The organism is Hydrogenophaga palleronii (assembly GCF_031457455.1).
In the GTDB taxonomy this organism is placed as follows: domain Bacteria; phylum Pseudomonadota; class Gammaproteobacteria; order Burkholderiales; family Burkholderiaceae_C; genus Hydrogenophaga; species Hydrogenophaga palleronii_A.
In genome coordinates, this window is sequence record NZ_JAVDWU010000007.1 from 281207 (window position 1) to 302364 (window position 21158).

The window sequence follows — 21158 nt, forward strand, 5'->3', positions numbered from 1 at the left end:
CACTTCACATGGCGCGAAAGCGCTGGGCGTAAAGGCGGCTCACTGGCACGGACTCCGGGCGTCCTTGCAGCCGCAGATGCAACTTGCCGGCGTCGTCCTTGTGGACGGTGTCAATCACTGAAGCCCGCACCACGGTGCCCCTGTGGACCTGCCAGAAATCGGCTGGGTCCAGTTGGGGCATCAGCTCTTTCAGGGGTGTCCGGATTAGGTATTCGTGTGAAGCCGTGAGCACGCGCACGTACTTGTCGGCGGCCTCGAACATCACCACTTCTTCCACGGGCACCATGCGAATGACGTTGCCCGTGCTCGCCTGGATCACTTTCAGTTTCGGCACGGAGTTTGTGTGGCCCGGGGCAGATTCGGCCGCCAACAAACCGCGAAGTTGCGCCAGGCTTTGTTCAAGCGCAGTGCCGAGCGGGGCACGTGCGGCTTCGCGACCTGCCAGCAGCTGCTGCAACCGCGCCACGGTGTGTGCCAGACGATCCGGAATCACCGGTTTGAGCAGGTAATCCACCGCCTGGGCTTCGAAAGCCTGCAAGGCGTATTGGTCGTAGGCGGTGACAAAAACCAGGGCCGGAAAGGGGGCGTCTGCAGGCCATTCATCGGCCAGTTCGATGGCGGCTTCAAGCCCGCTCTGGCCAGGCATGCGGATGTCGAGAAACAACACGTCTGGCCGGTGGCGCAAGGCCTCTGAAGTGGCGGACACGCCGTCGCCCACGAGCGAGACGATCTGCAGTTCAGGCCAGGCCCGCTGCAGCTCGGCTTGCAGGCTGGCAGTGAGCAGGGGTTCATCTTCCGCAATCAAGGCGGTGGGACGCTTACCGGATTGGTTCATGGTGTGCCGGTCGTTGGTGGGGTCTTGACCAGAAAGATGCATTCCGGCCGGCTCAGCACGCGTTGCTGGTAGGCGGGCGATTGGCCGAGGATCAACCGCATCTGGGAAGGATAGTGTCCGGTTGCTGCGAGCTTGTCCTTCAGGTCGCCCCGGATGTGGATGGCCTCCAGGGGTTGAGCGGTACGGGCTTCGAGTTCGGCCTGGATTTTTGCGTCGCTTTGGCGCCAGGCGTAGGGCAGGTCGGCATAGAAGCCCACGCGCGCCAAACGACTGGAAAGAGCTTTCCACATCTGGTCCCGCACCTGTTGGTGTTCAGGGTGGGCCGGTGCGCCGAAGGGGATGCGCAACAGGCGGTTGCGCAGATTCTGGAACCAGGTGTAAGGCCGGGTACCGCCAGAAGCCGCCGGCAACAGAAAAAGCGCGTCGGATGGCTCCGGGGCTTGGTTGTCGAGCAGGCCCCGGAGCAATCCTTGGGCGGCTTCGTCGGTCAACTCACCACTGCGCAGGCCGGCATGCACATGCCCGCAGCCCAGGTATTGCATGGCACGCAGGTCTTCGAGCCGCCGCGCTGCGTGTTCCTCGCGGGCATCTGCGAACCCGGCGGCCTGTGCCCATGCCATGCCGTGCTGCGGGTCGGCTTCGGTGAAAACCGTCAGGACCTTGGCACGCGCGGAGGCTGCACGCAGCAGGCCGGCGACAGAGAGCACGGCGTCGTCCAGGTGTGGTGAGATGACGACCAGGCGCTCGACGCCGATGGCGTTCAGCCATTCGCGCACGCTGTCGTTGTCATGGAGCATGTGTATCTCCGGCATCACCCTGCGACGCGACCTGTTTCAGATGGGCGATGCGGCGATTGAACTCGATGTCGAACAAGTGTTTTTGCGCGAAGTCCACCGCCTTGTGCGCCAGTTTGCGCAGGGCAGTGACGTCCTGCACCGGCGTCGCTACGGCCGCGGCCAGGTGGGCGGGATCGCGCGAATGGCACAGCACCCCCGCGCCGGAGCGCCGGTGCAGGCCTTGCCAGGCCTCGTTGTCGTAGCCCACGATGGGCACGGCGCCGCTGAGGGTCTCAAGGTAGGTGCACGACGGGTCGCCTTGCAGGTGGGGGCAGGTGAACAGGTCGATCTCCCTGCGCAGCAGGGGCATCAGCTCGTCTGAGAACCGCAGCGTTCCCAGGCAGCGGATCTGGTCCTGAAGCCCGTGCGCCCGAATCTGCGATTCGATCTCGCCCCGAAGCGGCCCGTCGCCGGCGATCGACAGTTCAAAGTCGATGCCGAGTCGCCTGAGGTGTGCGGCCATGGGCACGAGGTGGTGCGCGCCCTTGATGGGGTGGAGTCGGCCCGAGAAGAACAGGTGTGGGCGCCCGCGCCGTGCGAGGCGCTCGAAGCGGGTATCGATGTCCTGCGCACTGGCCAGCATGTCTGCCGTGGTTCGGTTGTCGAAATACAGCAGGGCATGGGGGTTGCGGTGGGCGTAGGCGTCGAAGGTGGGCGTGCCATTGCACTGCAGGCCTTGAGCCTCCGTGATATCGCGCAGGGCGCGCCGGTGGTTCAGTGACAGCCAGATCAGTTTTTTGACCATAGCGGGTCCTGGCCTGTGCAGCGATCGCGCGATCTGCACCTGCGTGCGCAAGGTCAGTTCGGTGCCAACCACGAACAACGAACCCACTTCCCGGCACCGACGCGCCAGGCCGTGCAGTTCGTGGTGCAACATCGCCATGACCAGCGCATTTTTGAGCGCCGTGTGACCGCGTTCGGCGAGTTCACTGAAGCGAAACGCCTGCACCTGAAAGGGAAGGGTCTCAGGAGGCCAGTAGGCGTTGTCGAGTTCTGCGCTGGACTGGTGGCCAGGTTGCAGGCCGAGCATCACCGGGCCGCTCCACTGTTCGGCATAGGCGCGCATGCCGGTCACGAGTTTGGTGGGCAGCAGCCAGTGCCCGTCTTCCCGCTGAATGGCGGGAATGTCCACGAGGACGAGCAGACGCCGTTTCTTCTGCTGGGATGCCATGGTTCCGCTGGGGGCGGACGCGGTTGCGTCGGAGACTGGCATGGGCGGTCGGTCGAGGGCGGGACCCGATGTTAGCCCGCTCGTGGGCCAGGGGGGCTGGTGCAAGGCAGATCCACCCGCGCGGTCGTGCCCTGGCCCGGCTCCGACACAAAATCCAGTCGCCCACGCCTGCCGTAGGCTGTGGCCAATCGCTCGCGCACTTGCCGCAGGCCGAAGCCGGCATGGGCCGCCGTGTTGCAGCCGACGCCGTTGTCCTGCACCGTCACGGTCAATACCTCGCCTTGGCGCCGGGCCTCGATACGGATTTCGCCGCCGCTGACACTGGGCTCCAGCCCATGGCGGATGCTGTTCTCCACCAGCGGCTGAAGCAGCAGGGCAGGCAGCGGATGGGTCGCAAGCTCTGCGGGCAGGTCGAGTGTGTAGACCATGCGCGGGCCCATGCGGATGGCCATGATGGCAAGGTAGTCGTTCAGTCGGTCGAACTCGTCGGCCAGGGTGTGGCGCGTGGCCTGGGCGTCGGCGCGTGAGGCCTGCAGCGTGGCACGAAGGTAGTCGTTGAGCCGGTCCAGCATGACGGTGGCGCGCACGGGGTCGGTGCCGATCAGTGCGCGCAGGTTGGCCAGGGTGTTGAACAACATGTGCGGCTCCAGCTGCGATTCCAGCAACCTGAGCTGTGCCTCGCTGGCCTGGCGCTGCAGGCTCTCGGCCTTGCCACGCAGGTAGAAGTAGCCGAGGAAACCCAGGCTGATGCCCGCAGACGACACCATGAGGGCGGTGAAGCGCTGCGGATCCAGATGCAGTAGGTCCCAGGTGGAATGGCCCGCGTAGGCATCGCCAATGGCTGTGCCGATGATGTAGCCCAGCAAGATGCCGAACAACAACCACAGGGCCGCGCGCCACGACTCAGGCCAGTAGTGGGGCGCAGGACTTTGCAGCCAGCCACGCAGGGGAAAACGCAGCAGGTCGGTCAGCAACCAGATGCTGGTGCTGATGGCGTAGGTATAGACAAAGGCCACGTCCAGTGAATGGCCCTTGTTGCCGCCGTGCCAGTTGAACAGGGCAATGAACAGTGCGAACGACCAGACAATGCCGCCGCGCGTGAACAGACCACGCCAGGCACCCTCCGGGATGGCATTGAGCAGGGCGTGGCGCAGCGTGGCGGTCATGACCCCAGATTGTGACGAAAGAACTCGGCGATGCGCTGGTGGGCGGCTTCCCGATCGCGCGGGTCGAATCCAGCGTGGGGCAGGCCGCCGCGCACCTGTGTGCCCGCCACTTCCCGCGCCACCGCGGGTGGCCAGGGCCAGAGCGCGTCGAAGTGCCCTGCATTTGGAAGATCGGCCAGCAGCTTGCAGGTGGTGCAATGCTGGAGCACGTGCATGGCGTGGAAGCGCGGCACGAGCACTTCGTCGTCTTGCGCATTGACCAGGCCCACCGGAATGCGGATGCGCGCCAGGCTCTCTGCGCTGAAGATGGCAGCCACCGGGACCATCAGCGACACGGCCGCCACCCGTGGGTCGGGCCGTGGATCGGGTTCACCCGGTGTGGGCGTGCGGCCGCCGTGCACGGTCTTGAGATCGGCTGGCAGAACGAATTCGGGCCAGTAGCGGGCGCTCTTGAAACTGGATTGGCGCGCGGCGCGGGCCTCTGGTTCCTGGGCGCCCAGGAAGCAGAAACCTTCATCGGCCATCCCATTGCGGTCGCAGTGGCGCACCAGATTCAGCATGCGCCACTGCGCGCCAGCCAGCGCAAGCCCCGTCACGCCGCCGGCGGACATGCCGTGCACGCCCACCCGGTCGAGTTGCAGCCGCTTTGACCATTGCGGGTCCTGTGCCAGCGCATCGATCACTTCGATGGCTTCACCGGGTCGCCGCCGGAAGGTGGGCGGGCCGGCCAGGCTGTTGTCGAGGTGGTTGTTGCCGTGATGGCGTGGCTGGGCCACGACGAAACCCGCGCGCACCAGGGTGCTGGCCAGTGCGTGGTCCGGGTAGGCACTGCCGCCCGAGCCGTGCGACATGACCACCAGGGGAAAACGCCCGGGCGAGGGCGCGGCATTGAGGGCCACTTGCATGTTAAATGGACCCACCGAGTAGGGAGCGACGGGCGCTGATGTGGGGTAGGTCAAGGTGACCGGCATCTGCCCCACCTGAAGCTGGGTCATGCCGACCTGGGCCTGCACCGCGCCTGTGAAGATCAGCATGAGGGTGCCGAGCAGTCTGTGCCAATGGGTAGACAGGTTCATGAAGGGGTGCCTGTTCGCTGGCGCACCAGCCGCCGGTGTTCCCGTTCCACCCACTCTTCGCGCAGTGCACCGCCTGCGCCCACAACGAACACCGCAAGGCCATGCATGAGCAGGCCGAAGCCCCAGCCTAGCGCCGGGAAGATGGGCCACGCCTTGCCCTGGGACAGACCCAGCAATGTCAGGCCGGTGATCACGCATACATAGACCGTGGCGTGGATCAACCAGCCCAGGCGGGCCTTGACCCGCTTGCGGGCGAGCCGTTTCAGGTCGGCGTCGGATGAAAGGGTGTTTGGATTCATGGTGGCTCTTTCGGTCTGTGCTGATGACTGGGGCGTTGGGCTGGCCGCTACCGTGGCAACCGGCTCGGGCTCGAATGTGCCGCCTGCTTGCCTACGCTGCCACCGCTTTGCGACCAAACGCCGGAACGAGGTGTGAAACACCACCGGGCGGGCGTGAAATGCACGGTTTCCTGTGGGCAGGCTTTGCTGTCGCGGTAGCATGTCCTTTGCCACCCAGACGTCGTGCACTGCCAGGAGACCCCATGACCCGCACCACCTTGATGAGACGAACGCTGCTTGCTGCCGGGGGCTTGTGGTCGGTGTGGGCCTTGTCAGGCTGCGCCATGCCAGCGCCCCGCCCGCGCACGCTGGAGATTTCGGAAGCCCGGTTGGTCGAGCGCATCGCCGTTCAGTTTCCTGTGCAGCGCCGCTTCATGGAGGTGTTCGAGCTCTCGCTCGACGCGCCTCGCGTGCGGCTCATGCCGGAGGAGAACCGCCTGGGTACCGAACTGGACTATGTGCTGGGCACGGTGGGCAGGCCGTCCTCACGAGCGGTGCGCGGGAAGCTGGCACTGAGCTACGGTTTGCGCATCGACACCCGGGACCAGACCGTGCGGCTCCACGAAGTGCGTGTCGAAAACTTCGACGTGCCCGGCATGCCACCCCCGACAGGGCTGCATGCGAGCCGCCTGGGAGGCATGCTGGCGGAAGACCTGCTCCGGGACCTTGTGGTGTACCGCATCCGTCCAGAAGACCTGCAATCGGTCGGCCGCCGTGGATACACGCCCGGCCAGCTGACGGTGGTGCCCGGCGGCCTGCAGCTGCGGCTCGACCCGGTTCAGGCGCCCTGAACAATGAGACACAAGCTGGGGCCTGCCTGACGGGAATTCGAAGGGTCTGACGGTAGGATAGTGCGCTTCGGGAGGTCGCCTCAAAAGGCCGACAACAAGGATGCGCAATGCCTGCGGTGGGACTTTGGCGTCCGCATCCTCTCTCCCCTTTCTTTCTTCTGATGCGTTGGGTTGTTGCCTTGAAAATGGGGCTAGCCCGCTGTCGGTTTCTTGTTCCCGGGCACACGCCCGAAGCGGATGTTTCATGGATATTGCGTTGTTGATCAAGGCCGCCATCATGGGCGTGGTGGAAGGCCTGACCGAGTTTTTGCCGATCTCTTCCACCGGTCACCTGATCCTGACGGCCGCCCTGCTGGACTGGCATGGCGAGAAGGTCAAGCTGTTTGAAGTGGTGATTCAGACGGGCGCCATCATGGCCATCGTCTCGCTGTACGCCAGCCGCTTGTGGGCCACCCTGGTGGGTTTGCCGCGCGAGGCACCGGCGCAGCGCTTCACGCTGAACGTGCTGATCGGTTTCTTTCCGGCGGCGCTGGCGGGTGTGTTGTTCATCGACGTGATCAAGGGCGTGTTGTTCCACCCGTTCGTGGTGGCACTGGGTTTCATCGTGGGCGGCCTGGTGATCCTGTGGGCCGAACACCTGCAGAAGCGCGGCAGCGTGGTGCATGTGCACGACGTGGACAGCGTGCGCTGGACCGATGCGCTCAAGGTGGGCCTGGTGCAGTGCACGGCGCTGGTGCCCGGTGTGAGTCGGTCAGGGGCCACGATCATTGGCGCGATGCTGCTCGGGTTCAACCGCAAGGCGGCCACCGAGTTCAGTTTTTTCCTGGCGATACCGATGCTCTTCGGCGCAGCCGCTTACGACCTCTACAAGAACCATCATCTGATCAGCGCCGCAGACATGCCGCTGTTTGCCGTGGGATTGGTGGTGTCCTGGCTGTCGGCCTGGGTGTGTGTGCGCTGGCTGCTGCGCTTCGTGGGCAACCACACGTTCGTGCCGTTTGCGTGGTACCGCATCGGCTTTGGTTTGTTGATCCTGTTGACGGCCTCGATGGGCTGGGTCGACTGGATTTCCTGATCGGACCGTGCGCAGATGATGACCAGGGGTTCCGAATTGGGCAGGCTGCTGTGGCCACTCTCGTCGGTGCTGAGCGGGGTGGGGCTGCTGGTCGTGGGCGTGGGGCTGCTTTTTTCGGTCGTGGGCCTGCGCGCCGGACTGGCCAATTTTTCGGGCCTCACATTGGGCCTGGTGATGTCGGCCTACTTTGCCGGGTTCGTGCTGGGCACCTATGTGGGGCCCATGATCATTCGCCGGGTGGGGCACATCCGCACCTTTGCGGCCATGGCGTCGGTCGCGTCGACGATGCCGATCCTGCACGCACTGTGGATCGATCCCTGGTTCTGGGGCTTGCTGCGTCTGGTCACCGGGGTGTGTTTGGTGGGACTCTACATCGTGGTGGAAAGCTGGCTCAATGCGCTGGCGCCGAACGAGCACCGGGGCAAGGTGTTTGCGGCCTACATGTCGGTGAACTTCGTGGCGCTAGCACTCGGTCAATGGCTCATTCTGGTGGGCGACCGCCTGGGTTTCGTTCCGTTTGCGATGGTATCGGTGCTGTTCTCTTTTGCGCTGTTGCCGATCACGCTCACGCCGGTGAACCAGCCGGCCCCTGTGGAAGCACCGTCTTTTAGCCTGCGCACGCTCTACCTGGCCTCACCGCTGGGGGTGGCGGTGGCGTTTGCTTCCGGTCTACTCAACGGCACCTTCTACAGCATGGGCGCGTTGTACGCGGTGGGTGTGGGCCTGTCGGACACGGGCGTGGCCGCGTTCATGGCCGCCACCATTCTCGGTGGGGCGATTTTCCAGTGGCCGGTGGGGCACTACTCCGACAGTCACGATCGCCGCAGCGTGTTGATGTGGGTGTGCCTGGGTGCTGCGGCGCTGGCCGCCGTGGCCTTCGTTCTGCCCGCCCTGAACGTGGGCTGGCTGGTGGGTGTGGGCTTGCTGTATGGCGGGCTGGTGTTCACGGTGTATGGGTTGGGCGTGGCGCACGTCAACGACGTGATCGATTCGTCGCGCCTGCTGGAGTTCACCAGTGGCTTGCTGCTGGTGCACGGCGTGGGTGCGGCCGTGGGGCCCGTGCTGGCGGGTGGCGTGATGGACCAGTTTGGCGCCAGCAGCCTGATGGTGTTTTTCGCCGGTGTGCTGGTGTTGCTGGCGCTGTACACGCTCAAGCGCATGGGCTCCGCACCGCCTGTGCCGGAAACCGCCAAGGCCGACTATGTGGTCATGGGCAGCGGGTCGCAGGCGGTGCTGCAGATGGATCCGCGCGACACCAGCGACGCCTCCCCTTCCGCTGCACCGGCTGCATCGCCGCCTCACTCGCTCTGAGCGACGACCACCGATGCGGCGATTCGTTGGTCCGACGCAGCGGACTGGTCGTCCGGCAAGGTGAAGCAGAAGGTCGCGCCTTGGCCAGGGATGGACTCGGCATGCAGCTCACCACCATGGCGTTGAACAATGCGCATGGCGGTGGCCAGCCCGATGCCGAGCCCGTTGAATTCGTGCGGCATGTGCAACCGCTGAAACGGCATGAAGAGTTTGTCGACGCGCGCCATGTCGAAGCCGGCACCGTTGTCGCTGATGCAGAAGTGGGGCTGGCCATTGCGTGTCACCGTGTGAATCCGGATGTGCGCATGGGGCGCTTTTGCCGTGTATTTCCAGGCGTTGCTGAGCAGGTTCTGTAGCAGGGCCTCGACCAGCGGTGCATCGGCCATGGCTGTCAAGCCGGGCTCGATTTCCCAGGTCACCTGACGCTGCGGTTCCTGGCTGGCCAGCTCTTCGAGCTGTCGCGCGGCGATGGCGCTGAGATTGACGCGGGTGCGATGGGGCTCACCTCGGGCGAACTGCGAGAGCTGAAGCAGGCCGTCGATGAGTTCACCCATCTTCTTGCTGGCACCCATGATGCGCTCCAGGTGCTGCTGGCTGTCGGGGGCCAGGGTGGGGTTGTCTTCCCTGATGGCCATGGCAAATCCATTGATGATGCGCAGCGGAGATCGCAGGTCGTGCGCCACGGCGTAGGAGTAACTTTCGAGCTCTTCGTAAGCGCCTTTGAGCGCCTGGGTGCGTGCCTGAATGCGCTGCTCCAGAGAGGCATTGAGTCGTAGGACCTCAAGTTCGGCGCGCTTGCGTGCGGTGATGTCGTAGGTGACGCCCAGCGCACGGATCGCCCGCCCCTGGGCATCACGTTCAAAGTCCGCCTGTACCGAGAGCCAGCGCACTTCGCCGTCGATCACCACACGGTATTCAAGGTCGTAGGGCTGCTTGCCCTGCACCGCGAGCGACCATTTTTTCATCATCGTTTCCCGGTCGTCGGGGTGTGTGATTTCGATCATCTGGCTGGCAGACAATCCGGCCGCAGGCACGCACATGATGTTGTGGGAGTCCCACAAAAGATGGAAGTGCTGGGTGGCGAGGTCGGCCTGCCAGGTGGCCATGCGCGCGATCTTCTGGGCCTGCCGAAGCAGCTTTTCGCTGGTTTCGAGCGCGGCTTCAGATGCCTTGCGCCGGCTCACATCCTGTACCACCGCGATCAGGTAGTCGGGGGTGCCGTCGGCTTTCCGGATCAGGGACAGCGTCAGGTACACCCAAATGGTGTGCCCTTTTTTGTGGATGTAGCGCTTCTCGAAGCTGTAGTGGTCGATCTCACCGGCCAGTGTGCGCGCGAGGTTGTCCAGATCGATGTCGATGTCGTCGGGGTGCGTGAAGTCCTTGAACGTCATGCTCAGGATTTCTGCCTGGGTGTAGCCGACCAGCTCGCAATAGGTCTGGTTCACGCGGATCCAGCGTCCGTCGATGTGGCTGTGTGCCATGCCCGTGGCACTGTGTTCGAACGTGTCTTCCAACTGCTTGTGCCCCTGTTGCACCTGTGCGGCTGCATCCTGGAGGCGGCGGTGCTGGCGCTGCACCAGCGCAATCGATGCCATGACAACCAGCTGTGTGATGAGGTGCCAGCCGTTGAGCCACAAGGCCTCCACCGGATCGGTAAAGGCCAGACTGCCATAGGGCGGGACCAGAAAGAAGTTGGCCAGCAGCATGCCCAGCACCGTGCTGACCATGCCTGTCAGAAAGCCCCCGTAAATGGTGCACAGCACCACGGCGAGCGAGAAGGTGATGAAACGTCCGCCCGATTCGGCCGGAGCCAATGCGATGCGCATCCATGCCGCGAGGCCGGTCAGTGCAATGGCGACCAGAATGCGCAACCATAGCGCATGGGATTGGGGATGCCAGGCCAGCAGCCGGCTCACGAGGCCTGGGCGCAGGTCGGCAAGCGGCTCATTGGGCGTCATGGGCAGGGCGGTATCGGGTCCATCTCGGCTCGGTTATACCGGAGTGCCGGGCGTTTGAGCCTCAGAATATCCGGGCTTTTTTGGCGGTTTAGCCCTTTACGTGAAGGGGTGCGGTGGCTGTGTTCGGCTCACCTTGGCGCGACTGGCCCCGTTGCCAGGTTGCCCAGTGCCTGTTCGATCGCCAGCGCCGTCTGCTGGGGGTGCTCCATGGGAAACAGGTGGCTGCCCTCGACCATGATCAGGCGCTCGGGATGGTTTTTGCCCACCAGCTTGCGCGTCATCGCCATGCCTACCTGCTTCATTTCCAGGGATTCGGTGCCACCGATGAAGGCCACCGGGCATTGAAGCGGGTGGCGGCGCAGCAGGCGATCCAGATTGTGGGGCAGGGTGTTGTAGATCGCGGTTTCAATGTCTCGCTCGAAGTCAAGCGCACGCTGCGGGCCTTGCGGCGTGTTGACGTCTCGTGTGCCATGGTCGATGTAATCGCGCAGCACCTGGGGTTCCCACCGGGCAAAGGCCTTCTTGTGGGCGAAGTGTTCAAAGGCACTTTGCGCATCGGGCCAATGCGCGCGCCGCTTGCGGCTGACCTTGCCGGGAGAGACCGAGCCCACCAGCTGGGTGCGCTTGATGACCTCCAGCGTGCGGGCCCGCCAGCCCCCCAGCACCGGTGAGTCGATCAGCACCACACCCTTGACAGGATGCCCGCCCAGGCGAGGGTGCCGGGCGGCGCACATCAGGCTCAGGAACCCACCCAGCGAATGCCCCACCAGCCAGACCCCGTCGCCATGCTGCTCGATCTCAGGTGCGGCAAAGTCGGCCAGTTGCTGCACCAGGTGCGGCCAGTTGCTGGTGACAGGGTAGGCCGGGTCGTGCCCGTATTTGTCCACCGCACGCACAGTGAAGCCGCGCGCCCGCAGGCTGCGAAACAGCACGGCATAGGTGCTGGCAGGAAAACTGTTGGCGTGAGAAAAAACGATCAAGGACACAGCGGATGAATGAGAGAGGTGACCCAATCCAGAAACACCGCCGGGCCGGCTCTGCCGGACGGCTGGTGTTGCCCCCTGACAGGGGGTGACGCCGCAGGCGGCGCGGGGGTTAGATTAACTTCTCGCGCGCGTTCCCAATCTTCCTCAACGGCTGGCTGCGCGGACCACTGCAGATCAAGGGCACCTCGGTGTGGCTGCCGTCCCAGGTGGGGTGCTCGATGCTGTCGAACACCTCGCGCAGCTTCTGTCCCCAGGTGTCGTGCAGCATGCGGAAGTACGGATTCTGGTCGTCGATGCAGGTGATCTTGTCGGACTGCAACTGATCGACTTCGTACACCGCCAGATCCAGCGGCAAGCCCACCGACAGGTTGGATTTGAGCGTGGAGTCCATTGACACCAGCACGCATTTGGCGGCCTCGTTGAGCGGCGTGTCGGCGTGGATCACGCGGTCCAGCACGGGCTTGCCGTACTTGGACTCGCCAATCTGGAAAAACGGTGTCTCGGGCGTGGCTTCAATGAAGTTGCCGGCCGAGTAGACCTGGAACAGGCGCATGCCTTCGCCCTGGATCTGGCCGCCGAAGATCATGGACACGTTGAATTCCACGCCAGCATGCTTGAGCGATTCACCGTCCCGCTCAAACACGCGGCGCACCGCCGAGCCCAGCACGCGCGCGGCATCGAACATGCTGCGCGCGTTCCAGATCGTGATCGGTTCGCCGTTGTCCGGGTCGCGCAGCTGTTCCACCTGCAGGATCTCTCGCACAGACTGCGCGATGCTGAGGTTGCCAGCCGAAAGCAGGCACATGAAACGCTCGCCCGGTTTTTCGTAGACGATCATTTTCCGGAAGGTGCTGATCTGGTCCAGACCGGCATTGGTGCGCGAATCGGACAGAAAGACCAGTCCGGCGTTGAGTTTGACGGCGACGCAGTAGGTCATGGCAGGGTGGCGATCTTTTTGAGGTGGTAGAGCTGTTCCAGCGCCTCGCGGGGCGAGAGGGCGTCGGGGTCGATGTCTTGCAGGGCCGAAGCCAGCGGGTGCGGTTCAGGCGCCTCTTCGACAGGCGCCGCCGCAAAAAGATCGACCTGCAGGCGGCTCTTTTCGCTTTGGCCCTCAAGGGCCGCCAACGCATGGCGGGCGTGTTGCACCACCGCGCCGGGCACGCCGGCCAGGCGCGCCACCTGGATGCCGTAGCTGCGGCTGGCGGGTCCGGGTTCGATCTGGTGCAGGAACACGATGTTGCCTTTGCCGCCCCCTTCGACCGCACTCACATGCACGTTCACGGCGGCGTGGTGGGTGGCTGGAAATTCGGTCAGTTCGAAATAATGGGTGGCAAAAAGGGTGAAGGCTTTGGCCTTGTCGTGCAGATGGGCCGCGATGCCGCTGGCCAGGGCCAGTCCGTCAAAGGTGGAGGTGCCGCGGCCGATTTCATCCATCAGCACCAGGCTCTGTGGTGTGGCGGCATGCAGGATCTGTGCCGCTTCCGTCATTTCCACCATGAAGGTGGACTGGGCGTTGGCCAGGTCGTCGGCCGCGCCGATGCGCGTGTGGATGGCGTCGATGGGTCCCAGGCGGCAACTCAGGGCCGGCACATGGCTGCCCATGCTGGCCAGCAGCACGATCACCGCCACCTGGCGCATGTAGGTGCTCTTGCCGCCCATGTTGGGGCCGGTGATGACCTGCATGCGCTGCTTCGGGCCCAGCACGGTGTCGTTGGCGATGAAGCTGCCGCCGCTGGTTTCATTGAGCCGGGCTTCCACCACGGGATGGCGACCACCGCGAATTTCGATGCAGGGCTCGGCGACAAATTGCGGTGCGGTCCAGTTCAGGGTGAGCGAACGCTCGGTGAGTGCACACAGCGCGTCCAGCTCGGCCAGCGCACGGGCCAGGCGGGTGAGCGGGTCGACCCAGGCCTGCATGCTGTCCAGCAGTTGTTCGTACAGCCATTTCTCCCGCGCCAGGGCGCGTTCCTGGGCGCTCAGGGCCTTGTCTTCAAAGGCCTTGAGTTCGGGGGTGATGAAGCGCTCTGCGTTCTTGAGCGTCTGGCGCCGGCGGTAGTCGTCGGGCACCTTGTCGATCTGGCCTTGCGTGACCTCGATGTAGAAGCCGTGCACCTTGTTGAACTGCACGCGCAGGTTGGCGATGCCGGTGCGCGCGCGCTCGCGGGTTTCCAGGTCGATCAGAAAGCCGTCGCAGTTGTTCTGAATGCCACGCAGTTCGTCCAGGTCGGCGTCAAATCCGTCAGCAATCACGCCACCGTCGCGCACCAAGGCGGCGGGTTCGGCGAGCAGCGCGGCCTGCAGCAGTTCGGTGCAGCCGGGGGGCGGCGTGAGTTCACTGTGGATGCGTTGCAGCAGGGGCGTCGGATTCTGAAGCCCGGCCTGCAGGGAGGACGCCACCTGAAGGGCGCGCCCCAGGGTCTGGGCCAGGCCGGTGAGTTCGCGCGGGCGCACCTGGCGCAGTGCGGTGCGTGCCGTGATGCGCTCCACATCGCTGGCGCCCTTGAGCACCTGGCGCAGGCTTTGCCACAGTCCGCCGCGCAGGGCTTCGATGGCGGATAGGCGTTCGGTGGCCTGGGTGCGCTCGCGCCGGGGCTCCAGCATCCAGCAGCGCAGCGTGCGGCTGCCCATGCCGGTGCAGCACACATCCAGCAGCGAAAACAGGGTGGGGCTGGTCTCCCCGCGCAGGTTGTGGGTGAGCTCCAGGTTGCGCCGGGTGTTGGCGGGCAGGTCGATGAGTTCGTCGCTGCGGGCCACGCGCAGCGTGCGCACATGGGTGAGCGCCCGGCCTTGTGTGTGTTCGGCGTAGTTCAGCAGGGCGGCGGCTGCGGCGTGGGCGTCGGGCAAAGCCTGGGCATCCCAGGCGGCGAGGCTGGCGGCCTGCAGCTGTTCCAGCAGTTTGCGTTCGCCGAGCGCGGCATCAAAAGCCCAGGCCGGGCGGACCACCGCCACCGTGCGCTGGCCGCCGGGCTGTTGTGCCGCCGCCAGGTTTTGCAGGGTCTTTTCGGTGGTTGTGCTCACCTCGGCGCTGTAGAGCAACTCGCCCGGCCCGATGCGTGCCAGCCAGTCGGCCAGTTCGTCGCCGGCGCACTGCGCCAGGAAAACAATGCCCTGGGTGACCGACAGCCAGGCCAGGCCATAACCGGTGCGAGCGCCGGGGTGCACCGCCATCAGCAGCGCCTCGCTCTTGTCGGACAAGAGACCCGAATCGGTCAGGGTGCCGGGGGTGACCACGCGCACCACCTTGCGTTCGACCGGGCCTTTGGCGGTGGCCACGTCGCCCACCTGCTCGCAGATGGCCACCGATTCGCCGAGCTTGATCAGTCGCGCGAGGTAGGTGTCGACCGAATGGAAGGGCACACCGGCCATCACCACCGGCTCGCCCGCCGACTGACCGCGCTGGGTCAGGGTGATGTCGAGCAGGCGGGCAGCCTTTTCGGCATCGCCGAAAAAGAGCTCATAGAAGTCGCCCATGCGGTAGAACACGAGCGTGTGCGGGTACTCGGCCTTGATGGCCAAGTACTGCTGCATCATGGGGGTGTGTTTGTCCAGCGGGGCGTTCAAGGCAGGGCTCATCGGGCGGTGGCAGGTCAGCCAGTGACTGTAGCAGTTCGGGCCTGTGCAATGCGTTCCAGCCAGTCCGGCACAATTTGGTCAGAATGTCACCCAGCCGACACCGTTCACCCCACACAGCGGACCCAGCCAGCATGGTCAATGCGGAACCTGAGAAGCCATTGTCCACGAGGCCGGCCGGAGGAGACGACAGCTTGTACCAGGGGAGCCAGCATGAACTGAATTTGCCTTTTGAGGCCTTTTTTCAGGCTTCGCCGCTGGCTGCGTCGGTTTCGCGACAGCGAGATGGCTGCCTGCTGGCTGTGAACGACGCCTGGCTGGCACTCACCGGGCTGACTCGCGAGACGGCTGTGGGTCGCACCACGGTTGAGCTGGGTCACTGGGCCGATGCTGATGAACGTCAGCGCTATCTGGATGAGGGCCGCCATAGCGACGATGTACAGACCCTCAGATTGTGTGACGGTGTGAAGCACCACGTCCGCTTGCGTACCACCTTGCTGGATGTGAAGCCAGAACCGCTGGTGCTGGCTTATTTCATTGAAGCCACCCGTGAATATGAAGCCGAAGCGGCCAGGTCGCAGGCCGATCAGGCGCTCAGCGACGCCAACGTGGCATTGCAGCAGCGGGTGGAGTTGCACGCCGCCATCGAGAAGCTGGCGCTGGTGGGGCATTGGACCAACACCGACAACGAGCACGATGTGATCTGGTCCCAGGGGCTGTTCGATATCACGGGTGTCGAGCCCAAGGAGGTGCTGCCACGGGTGATGGGTCGCAGCGGTATCCATCCTGAGGACTTGCCTGCCTGGCTGGAGGCTCGCAAGGCGCTCGATGGCCGCGTGGTGGACTTCCGCTGGACCCGGCCGGACGGGCAGCAACGCTGGTTTCGTACCCGCATTGGCCAGACGTCAGTGGCAGGCAATCCACGAACCGATTTCGGTGTGATGCAGGACGTCACCGCAGAACGGGAAGCCACGCAGCAACTGGCACAGCAACTGCAACTGCTGCAGAACATCGCGGCCAGGGTGCCGGGCATCATGTACCAGGCCCGCCTGCGTCCGGACGGCACCAGTGCGATCACGTACGTGAATGACGCTTCGCGCGAGCTGTTGGAACTGGATCCCGCAGAGCTGCAGAAGGACGCCCGCAGTCTTTTTGGCAGGGTGCATGCGGACGACCGCCCTGAAGTGATTGCCGCGTTGACCAGGTCGGCCCGCGACCTGACCATCTGGCGACACACCTACCGGGTGGTTCTGCCCCGGCGCGGCCTGCGCTGGCACAGGGTGGAGGCAGCACCTCAACGTGAGGACGACGGCACCATCGTCTGGCACGGATTCACCACCGACGTCACCGAAGCGCGGCTGGCTGCGCAAAAGGTGGACCGGCAGAACAGGATGCTGGAGACCGTGCGCATGGCGCAGGCCCGGTTCATTGAAACCGATGACAAGCGAAAGGCTTTTGAAGGCTTGCTGGACGCTTTTCTTTCAGTGACCGGCAGCGAGTACGGCTTCGTGGGAGAGGTGCTGTACGACGAGCAGGGCGACCCTTACCTCAAGACACACGCCATCACGAATATTGCCTGGGACGAAATGTCCCGCCGCTTGCATGAACAGCAGCAATCAGGCGGCATGGAGTTCCGCAATCTCAAGACGCTGTTTGGACATGGCATGGTCACCTGCGAGCCTGTGATCGCGAATGATCCGCGCAACGACTCGCGAGCGGGAGGTTTGCCCGCAGGCCACCCGGAGATGCAGTCGTTCCTGGGTGTTCCGCTGGCACTGGGTGATCGCCTGGTTGCGATGGTGGGCCTGGCCAACCAGCCGGGCGGCTACAGCGAAGCCGACATCGAATTCCTGCAGCCCTTGTTGGGTGCGGTGCGCCAATTGGTGTTGGCGCGGCGCGACCATGCCGAGCGACAGCAGACACTGCAGCAACTGGAAGACACCAGCTATTTGCTGGCGGAGAAAAGCAGCGCCTTGCAGGTCACGCTGGACAGCGTGAGCCAAGGGTTGGCGATGGTGGATGGAAAAGGGCACTTCCGTTTTTTCAACAAGCGCATGCTCGAATTGTTGGACCTTCCAGACTGGCTGTTTGCGGAAAACCCCACGTTCGAACGCATTGGCCAGTTCCAGATCGACCGGGGCGATTTTGGCGAAAACCTGTCGCTGATGGACCCGGCGGTGCGACCCTTTGTGGCCAAAGAACCCCGGACACTGGCGCCGGACACTTACCTGCGCCGCACCCTCGACGGCAAAATGCTGGAAGTCAGTACCCGCAAGTTGCCCGATGGGGGCATGGTACGCACTTACACCGACGTGACCTCCTACGTGCAGGCCCAGGAGGCCCTCGCTCACGAGCGTCAGCGTCTCACCTGGGTGCTGGAGGCCACGCGACCCGGCGTCTGGGAAACCAACCTGGTGACCTCGGAGACCACCATCAACGAGCATTGGGCCACGATGCTGGGTTACACGGTGGAAGAACTCCAGCCGACCACGTTCGACACCTGGCGGCGGCTTGCGCATCCACTCGACCTTCCATTTGCCGAACATGTGCTGGAGCGGCATTTGTCGGGCGATCTGGAGTTCTACGAATGTGACCTGCGCATGCGCCACAAGGCGGGGCACTGGGTGTGGATCAACGACCGGGGTCGGGTCCATGAGCGAGACGAAAACGGACGCCCGCTGTTCATGTCGGGCACCCATGTGGACATCAGCGCGCGGGTGGCGGCCCAGGAGCAGGTGCGAGCGCTCAATGCCAGCCTGGAGCTGCGCGTTTCCGAACGCACGGCCGAACTGGAACGCTCGATGCGCGACATGGAGGCGATTTCTTACTCCATTGCGCACGACCTGCGCGCCCCCCTGCGTTCTGTCAACGGCTTTGCCTCGCTCATTGCCGAAGAAGAGGGCGACCGCTTGAGCCCGCTGGCGCGCGACATGTTCGACCGGATCAATCGATCCTCACGCAACATGGGGCAGATGATCACCGACATGCTCGAATTGCTTCGAGTGGTGCGTGTGGACCTGGCGGCCGTGCCGGTCAATCTGCACCTGCTGGCGCAGTCGGTGGCCGAGGTGCTGGCCCCCCAATATGAACATGCCCGCATCGAACTCGACGCCGTGCCAGAAGCCATGGGAGACGCCACGCTGCTGCGGCAGGTCTTGTTCAATCTGATGGACAACGGGCTGAAGTACTCACGGCACCAGGCCAAACCAGAACTCAAGGTGGGCTACAGCCCTGCCCAGCGCGCCTACTTTGTGCGTGACAACGGCATGGGCTTCGACATGGCTCACGCCGACAAGCTTTTTGGCTTGTTCCAGCGCCTGCATGCGGGCAGTGATGTGCCGGGTACGGGTGTGGGGCTGGCGATTGTGGCGCGCATTCTGGAGCGGCATGGGGGGCGAATCTGGGCGGATTCTGCGCCTGGGCAGGGGACGACTTTCTGGTTCCGGTTGCCGCATCCTTGAGGTTCTTAATTCTTCTTTGCTTGGGCTGATTTCGCTCTTTGGCAAGTCGGTGCGCTTTCGCGGCGTGCCGGGTCTCGGCCCGGCGGCCGAGTTACCTTTCTTTGCGTCGCCAAAGAAAGGTAACCCAAAGAAAGGCGACCCTGCTGCCGGTGACCCCTGCGCTTCGCTTCGGGGCAACCTGCGGTGCTCGCAGCGGGCGGGGTCCGTGCAAACTCGCTACGCTCAAACACGCACGGCCCTTTCTCCGCCCGCTGCTGCGCTCCTCGGCACCGGCAGAAGGGGCCCGAATGCGGGATCGGGATCGGACTTCCGCTCATGCGTGGAGCACTGCCAATCGGAGAAGACCCCTTCTGCGCGAGCCGAGGAGCACAGGCCTGGGCGGATCAAGGGCTGCGCATGTTTGAGCCGAAGGCGAGTTTGCGCAGACCCCGCCCAGGGCGAGCACCGCAGGGTGCCCGTAGCGCAGCGGAGGGTCTCGGGCAGCAGGGGTCGTTTTCTTTGCCTACTTTCTTTGTCGACACAAAGAAAGTAGGTGCGCCGCCGGGCGCACATCCCGGCACGCCACGAAAGCAGTGGTACAACGACAACGCAGATCCGTCTCGCAGAGAGACTACGAGGATTCCGTCACCTATGTCTCCAATGCAGCCGGGAACTTAAAAAGGTGCCGCTTCGTCTGGTTTAGCGGCACCGGTTTCCTCGCCCGCAACAGGAGCAACAGCCGCCTCCGGCGCAGCCACCGAAATCGAACCCCTCGCCTGCCGCACAGCCGCCTTGTCCCCCGCGCTCGCAAACTTGCTGTACTTGCCCGTGACACTCACCAGTTGCCCGTAGATCTTCGGGTTCGCCGCCAGACACTCCTTCTGTTCCAGGAAGTCCGACTCGCCTGTGAAATTGCCCACCAGGCCACCAGCCTCGGTCACCAGCAGCGCGCCGGCGGCCACGTCCCAGGGAGACAGGCCCATTTCAAAGAAACCGTCGGTGAAGCCGGCAGCCACATAGGCCAGGTCGAGCGCGGCAGAGCCGGGCCGGCGCACGCCCGCACAACGCGGCATCACATCGCCCAGCATCTGCATGTAGGTCTGGAAGGCGTCGCCCGGGCGAAAAGGAAAACCGGTGGAGATCAGGCATTCGCGCAAACCGGTGCGCTTGGCCACGCGGATGCGGCGGTCGTTCATGTAGGCGCCGCGGCCGCGCGTGGCACAGAACAGGTCGTTGCGGCTGGGGTCGTAGACCACGGCCTGTTCCAGCTTGTTGCCCACCATGAGCGCAATGCTCACGCAGTAGACCGGGAAGCCGTGAATGAAGTTGGTGGTGCCGTCGAGCGGGTCGATGATCCAGACGTGGTCGGCGCCGCCATGTCGTCCTTCGCGCCTGCCCGATTCTTCGGCCCAGATGGCGTGGTCCGGGTAGGCCGTGAGCAGGGTGTCGATGATGGCCGCTTCCGCGGCCTGATCGACTTCGGTCACGAAATCGTTGGTCTGCTTGACCGAAACGCGGACCGATTCCACGTCAAGTGCTGCGCGGTTGATGATGGTGCCGGCAAGGCGTGCGGCCTTGATGGCCACGTTGAGCATGGGGTGGAGTGTGGACGACATGAATTGTGAACCTTTGCGCGGCAGCGGGCTGCTCGCGTGACAGTGGAAGAGCGGGAAGGCTCGGCCCTGGGCGATACGGGGCGGCGACAATTAGGGATTTTACCGTTTCAACACACCAAACACCTCACCGAAGCGCGAGCCCCACCCAGCACACACCGCAGAACCGGCTCCGCCGGGCTGCTGGTGTGGCCCCCTGGGGGTGACGCGCAGCGGCGCGGGGGGGACCTCATGCATACCCGTTTCATCCTGATCCAGACCAGCCACGCCGGCAATGTGGGCGGTGCCGCCCGCGCGCTCAAGGTCATGGGCTTTGATGATCTGGTGCTGGTGGCGCCTCGTTGGGCCAATGTGCTACGGCGCGAAGAAACCATCCAGCGCGCCAGCGGGGCCAACGACGTGCTGGACAAGACCCGTGTGGTGGACACGCTGGACGAAGCCCTCGATGGCATCAGCCACCTGTGCGCCACCGCCATGACGCCTCGCGACTTTGGACCGCCGACCCGGGCACCGCGCGCGCACTTCGAGTCCCTGTTGAGTTCGAGCGTGGATCGCGGTGGGGTGCCGCAGCCAGAGGGCGTGGCGTTTTTGTTCGGTTCCGAGCGCTTTGGCATGCGCAATGAGGACGTGTACCGGTGCCATGCCTGTCTGAGCATTCCGACCAACCCCCAATTCGGCTCACTCAATCTGGCGGCAGCGGTGCAGCTGATTGCTTACGACTGGCGCCAGGCGCTGGGTGGGTTTGATCTGCCGCCCACCACCCCTGAGCGTCCGGCCGCCGATGCGCAATCCCTCGCCGGCATGCTGCAGCACCTGGAGCAGGCGCTGGTCGCCATCGACTTTCTGGACCCGGCAGCGCCCAAGAAGCTCATGCCCCGCCTCAACCAGCTTTTCAACCGCGCCGCGCCCACGCCCGAAGAAATCCACATTCTTCGCGGTGTTGCCAAGGCGATGCTCAAGGCCGCCGATCAGGCGAAGCGCTAGACTGCCAG

16 protein-coding genes are annotated in these 21158 nt (G+C 64.4%); 5 read left to right on the forward strand and 11 right to left on the reverse strand.

Annotated elements, in window-relative coordinates; genetic code table 11:
• Positions 1 to 4: 4 nt before the first annotated feature.
• From J2W49_RS17470 to J2W49_RS17495, 6 genes are read right to left on the reverse strand one after another with little or no spacing between them, the layout of a single operon-like run.
• A complete protein-coding gene (locus J2W49_RS17470) occupies positions 5 to 835 on the reverse strand; it encodes a LytR/AlgR family response regulator transcription factor (protein WP_310319108.1) in 831 nt (276 codons plus the stop codon).
• Complete coding sequence (locus J2W49_RS17475) at positions 832 to 1632, reverse strand: PIG-L deacetylase family protein (RefSeq protein ID WP_310319110.1); 801 nt, start codon at positions 1630 to 1632, stop codon at positions 832 to 834. The genes J2W49_RS17470 and J2W49_RS17475 overlap by 4 nt, the downstream gene beginning before the upstream one ends.
• The gene (locus tag J2W49_RS17480; RefSeq protein WP_310319113.1) at positions 1622 to 2884 is read right to left on the reverse strand and encodes a glycosyltransferase; all 1263 of its coding nucleotides are present in this window, start codon (positions 2882 to 2884) and stop codon (positions 1622 to 1624) included. The genes J2W49_RS17475 and J2W49_RS17480 overlap by 11 nt, the downstream gene beginning before the upstream one ends.
• 29 nt (positions 2885 to 2913) lie before the next feature.
• Positions 2914 to 4008, reverse strand: a complete 1095-nt coding sequence (locus J2W49_RS17485; RefSeq protein WP_310319115.1) for a sensor histidine kinase — start codon at positions 4006 to 4008, stop codon at positions 2914 to 2916.
• A complete protein-coding gene (locus tag J2W49_RS17490; protein WP_310319118.1) occupies positions 4005 to 5084 on the reverse strand; it encodes an alpha/beta hydrolase family protein in 1080 nt (359 codons plus the stop codon). The genes J2W49_RS17485 and J2W49_RS17490 overlap by 4 nt, the downstream gene beginning before the upstream one ends.
• A complete protein-coding gene (locus J2W49_RS17495; RefSeq protein ID WP_310319120.1) occupies positions 5081 to 5383 on the reverse strand; it encodes a 2TM domain-containing protein in 303 nt (100 codons plus the stop codon). The genes J2W49_RS17490 and J2W49_RS17495 overlap by 4 nt, the downstream gene beginning before the upstream one ends.
• Before the next feature lie 242 nt (positions 5384 to 5625).
• Here J2W49_RS17495 and J2W49_RS17500 point away from each other — a divergent pair, with 242 nt between their 5' ends.
• From J2W49_RS17500 to J2W49_RS17510, 3 genes are all read left to right on the forward strand, one after another.
• On the forward strand, positions 5626 to 6213 hold the full coding sequence (locus J2W49_RS17500; protein WP_310319123.1) for a hypothetical protein: 588 nt from the start codon (positions 5626 to 5628) through the stop codon (positions 6211 to 6213).
• A gap of 244 nt (positions 6214 to 6457) precedes the next feature.
• On the forward strand, positions 6458 to 7288 hold the full coding sequence (locus J2W49_RS17505) for an undecaprenyl-diphosphate phosphatase (RefSeq protein WP_310319126.1): 831 nt from the start codon (positions 6458 to 6460) through the stop codon (positions 7286 to 7288).
• 18 nt (positions 7289 to 7306) lie between these two features.
• Positions 7307 to 8599, forward strand: coding sequence for an MFS transporter (locus tag J2W49_RS17510; RefSeq protein ID WP_310319129.1), 1293 nt, complete (start codon positions 7307 to 7309; stop codon positions 8597 to 8599).
• Here the strand turns inward: J2W49_RS17510 and J2W49_RS17515 are convergent.
• The 4 genes from J2W49_RS17515 to mutS all read right to left on the reverse strand — a co-directional run bounded on the left by J2W49_RS17515 (position 8587) and on the right by mutS (position 15116).
• On the reverse strand, positions 8587 to 10557 hold the full coding sequence (locus J2W49_RS17515; protein ID WP_310319132.1) for a PAS domain S-box protein: 1971 nt from the start codon (positions 10555 to 10557) through the stop codon (positions 8587 to 8589). The two genes, J2W49_RS17510 and J2W49_RS17515, sit on opposite strands and share 13 nt — an antisense overlap.
• Positions 10558 to 10685: 128 nt before the next feature.
• A complete protein-coding gene (locus J2W49_RS17520; RefSeq protein ID WP_310319136.1) occupies positions 10686 to 11543 on the reverse strand; it encodes an alpha/beta fold hydrolase in 858 nt (285 codons plus the stop codon).
• A gap of 109 nt (positions 11544 to 11652) precedes the next feature.
• Positions 11653 to 12480 carry a proteasome-type protease gene (locus J2W49_RS17525; RefSeq protein WP_310319139.1) on the reverse strand — a complete coding sequence of 276 codons (828 nt, stop codon included), beginning with the start codon at positions 12478 to 12480 and terminating at the stop codon, positions 11653 to 11655.
• Positions 12477 to 15116 (reverse strand): DNA mismatch repair protein MutS, encoded by a 2640-nt coding sequence (gene mutS / locus J2W49_RS17530; RefSeq protein WP_405001045.1) that lies wholly within the window; start codon positions 15114 to 15116, stop codon positions 12477 to 12479. Before mutS ends, J2W49_RS17525 begins: the two co-directional genes overlap by 4 nt.
• 191 nt (positions 15117 to 15307) lie before the next feature.
• Here mutS and J2W49_RS17535 point away from each other — a divergent pair, with 191 nt between their 5' ends.
• On the forward strand, positions 15308 to 18574 hold the full coding sequence (locus J2W49_RS17535; RefSeq protein WP_310319141.1) for a PAS domain-containing protein: 3267 nt from the start codon (positions 15308 to 15310) through the stop codon (positions 18572 to 18574).
• 653 nt (positions 18575 to 19227) lie between these two features.
• On the opposite strand, the gene J2W49_RS17540 is transcribed toward J2W49_RS17535, so the two are convergent.
• Positions 19228 to 20169, reverse strand: coding sequence for an inositol monophosphatase family protein (locus J2W49_RS17540; RefSeq protein WP_310319143.1), 942 nt, complete (start codon positions 20167 to 20169; stop codon positions 19228 to 19230).
• Between the two features lie 228 nt (positions 20170 to 20397).
• On the opposite strand from J2W49_RS17540, the gene J2W49_RS17545 reads away from it, so the two are divergent.
• A complete protein-coding gene (locus J2W49_RS17545; protein ID WP_310319144.1) occupies positions 20398 to 21150 on the forward strand; it encodes an RNA methyltransferase in 753 nt (250 codons plus the stop codon).
• Positions 21151 to 21158: the final 8 nt, after the last annotated feature.

Bases quoted from the DNA above. Each gene is read 5' to 3' on its own strand.
- J2W49_RS17470 (WP_310319108.1), bottom strand. From the start codon at position 835: ATGAACCAATCCGGTAAGCGTCCCACCGCCTTGATTGCGGAAGATGAA.
- J2W49_RS17475 (WP_310319110.1), bottom strand. From the start codon at position 1,632: ATGCTCCATGACAACGACAGCGTGCGCGAATGGCTGAACGCCATCGGC.
- J2W49_RS17480 (WP_310319113.1), bottom strand. From the start codon at position 2,884: ATGCCAGTCTCCGACGCAACCGCGTCCGCCCCCAGCGGAACCATGGCA.
- J2W49_RS17485 (WP_310319115.1), bottom strand. From the start codon at position 4,008: ATGACCGCCACGCTGCGCCACGCCCTGCTCAATGCCATCCCGGAGGGT.
- J2W49_RS17490 (WP_310319118.1), bottom strand. From the start codon at position 5,084: ATGAACCTGTCTACCCATTGGCACAGACTGCTCGGCACCCTCATGCTG.
- J2W49_RS17495 (WP_310319120.1), bottom strand. From the start codon at position 5,383: ATGAATCCAAACACCCTTTCATCCGACGCCGACCTGAAACGGCTCGCC.
- J2W49_RS17500 (WP_310319123.1), top strand. From the start codon at position 5,626: ATGACCCGCACCACCTTGATGAGACGAACGCTGCTTGCTGCCGGGGGC.
- J2W49_RS17505 (WP_310319126.1), top strand. From the start codon at position 6,458: ATGGATATTGCGTTGTTGATCAAGGCCGCCATCATGGGCGTGGTGGAA.
- J2W49_RS17510 (WP_310319129.1), top strand. From the start codon at position 7,307: ATGACCAGGGGTTCCGAATTGGGCAGGCTGCTGTGGCCACTCTCGTCG.
- J2W49_RS17515 (WP_310319132.1), bottom strand. From the start codon at position 10,557: ATGACGCCCAATGAGCCGCTTGCCGACCTGCGCCCAGGCCTCGTGAGC.
- J2W49_RS17525 (WP_310319139.1), bottom strand. From the start codon at position 12,480: ATGACCTACTGCGTCGCCGTCAAACTCAACGCCGGACTGGTCTTTCTG.
- mutS (WP_405001045.1), bottom strand. From the start codon at position 15,116: ATGAGCCCTGCCTTGAACGCCCCGCTGGACAAACACACCCCCATGATG.
- J2W49_RS17540 (WP_310319143.1), bottom strand. From the start codon at position 20,169: ATGTCGTCCACACTCCACCCCATGCTCAACGTGGCCATCAAGGCCGCA.
- J2W49_RS17545 (WP_310319144.1), top strand. From the start codon at position 20,398: ATGCATACCCGTTTCATCCTGATCCAGACCAGCCACGCCGGCAATGTG.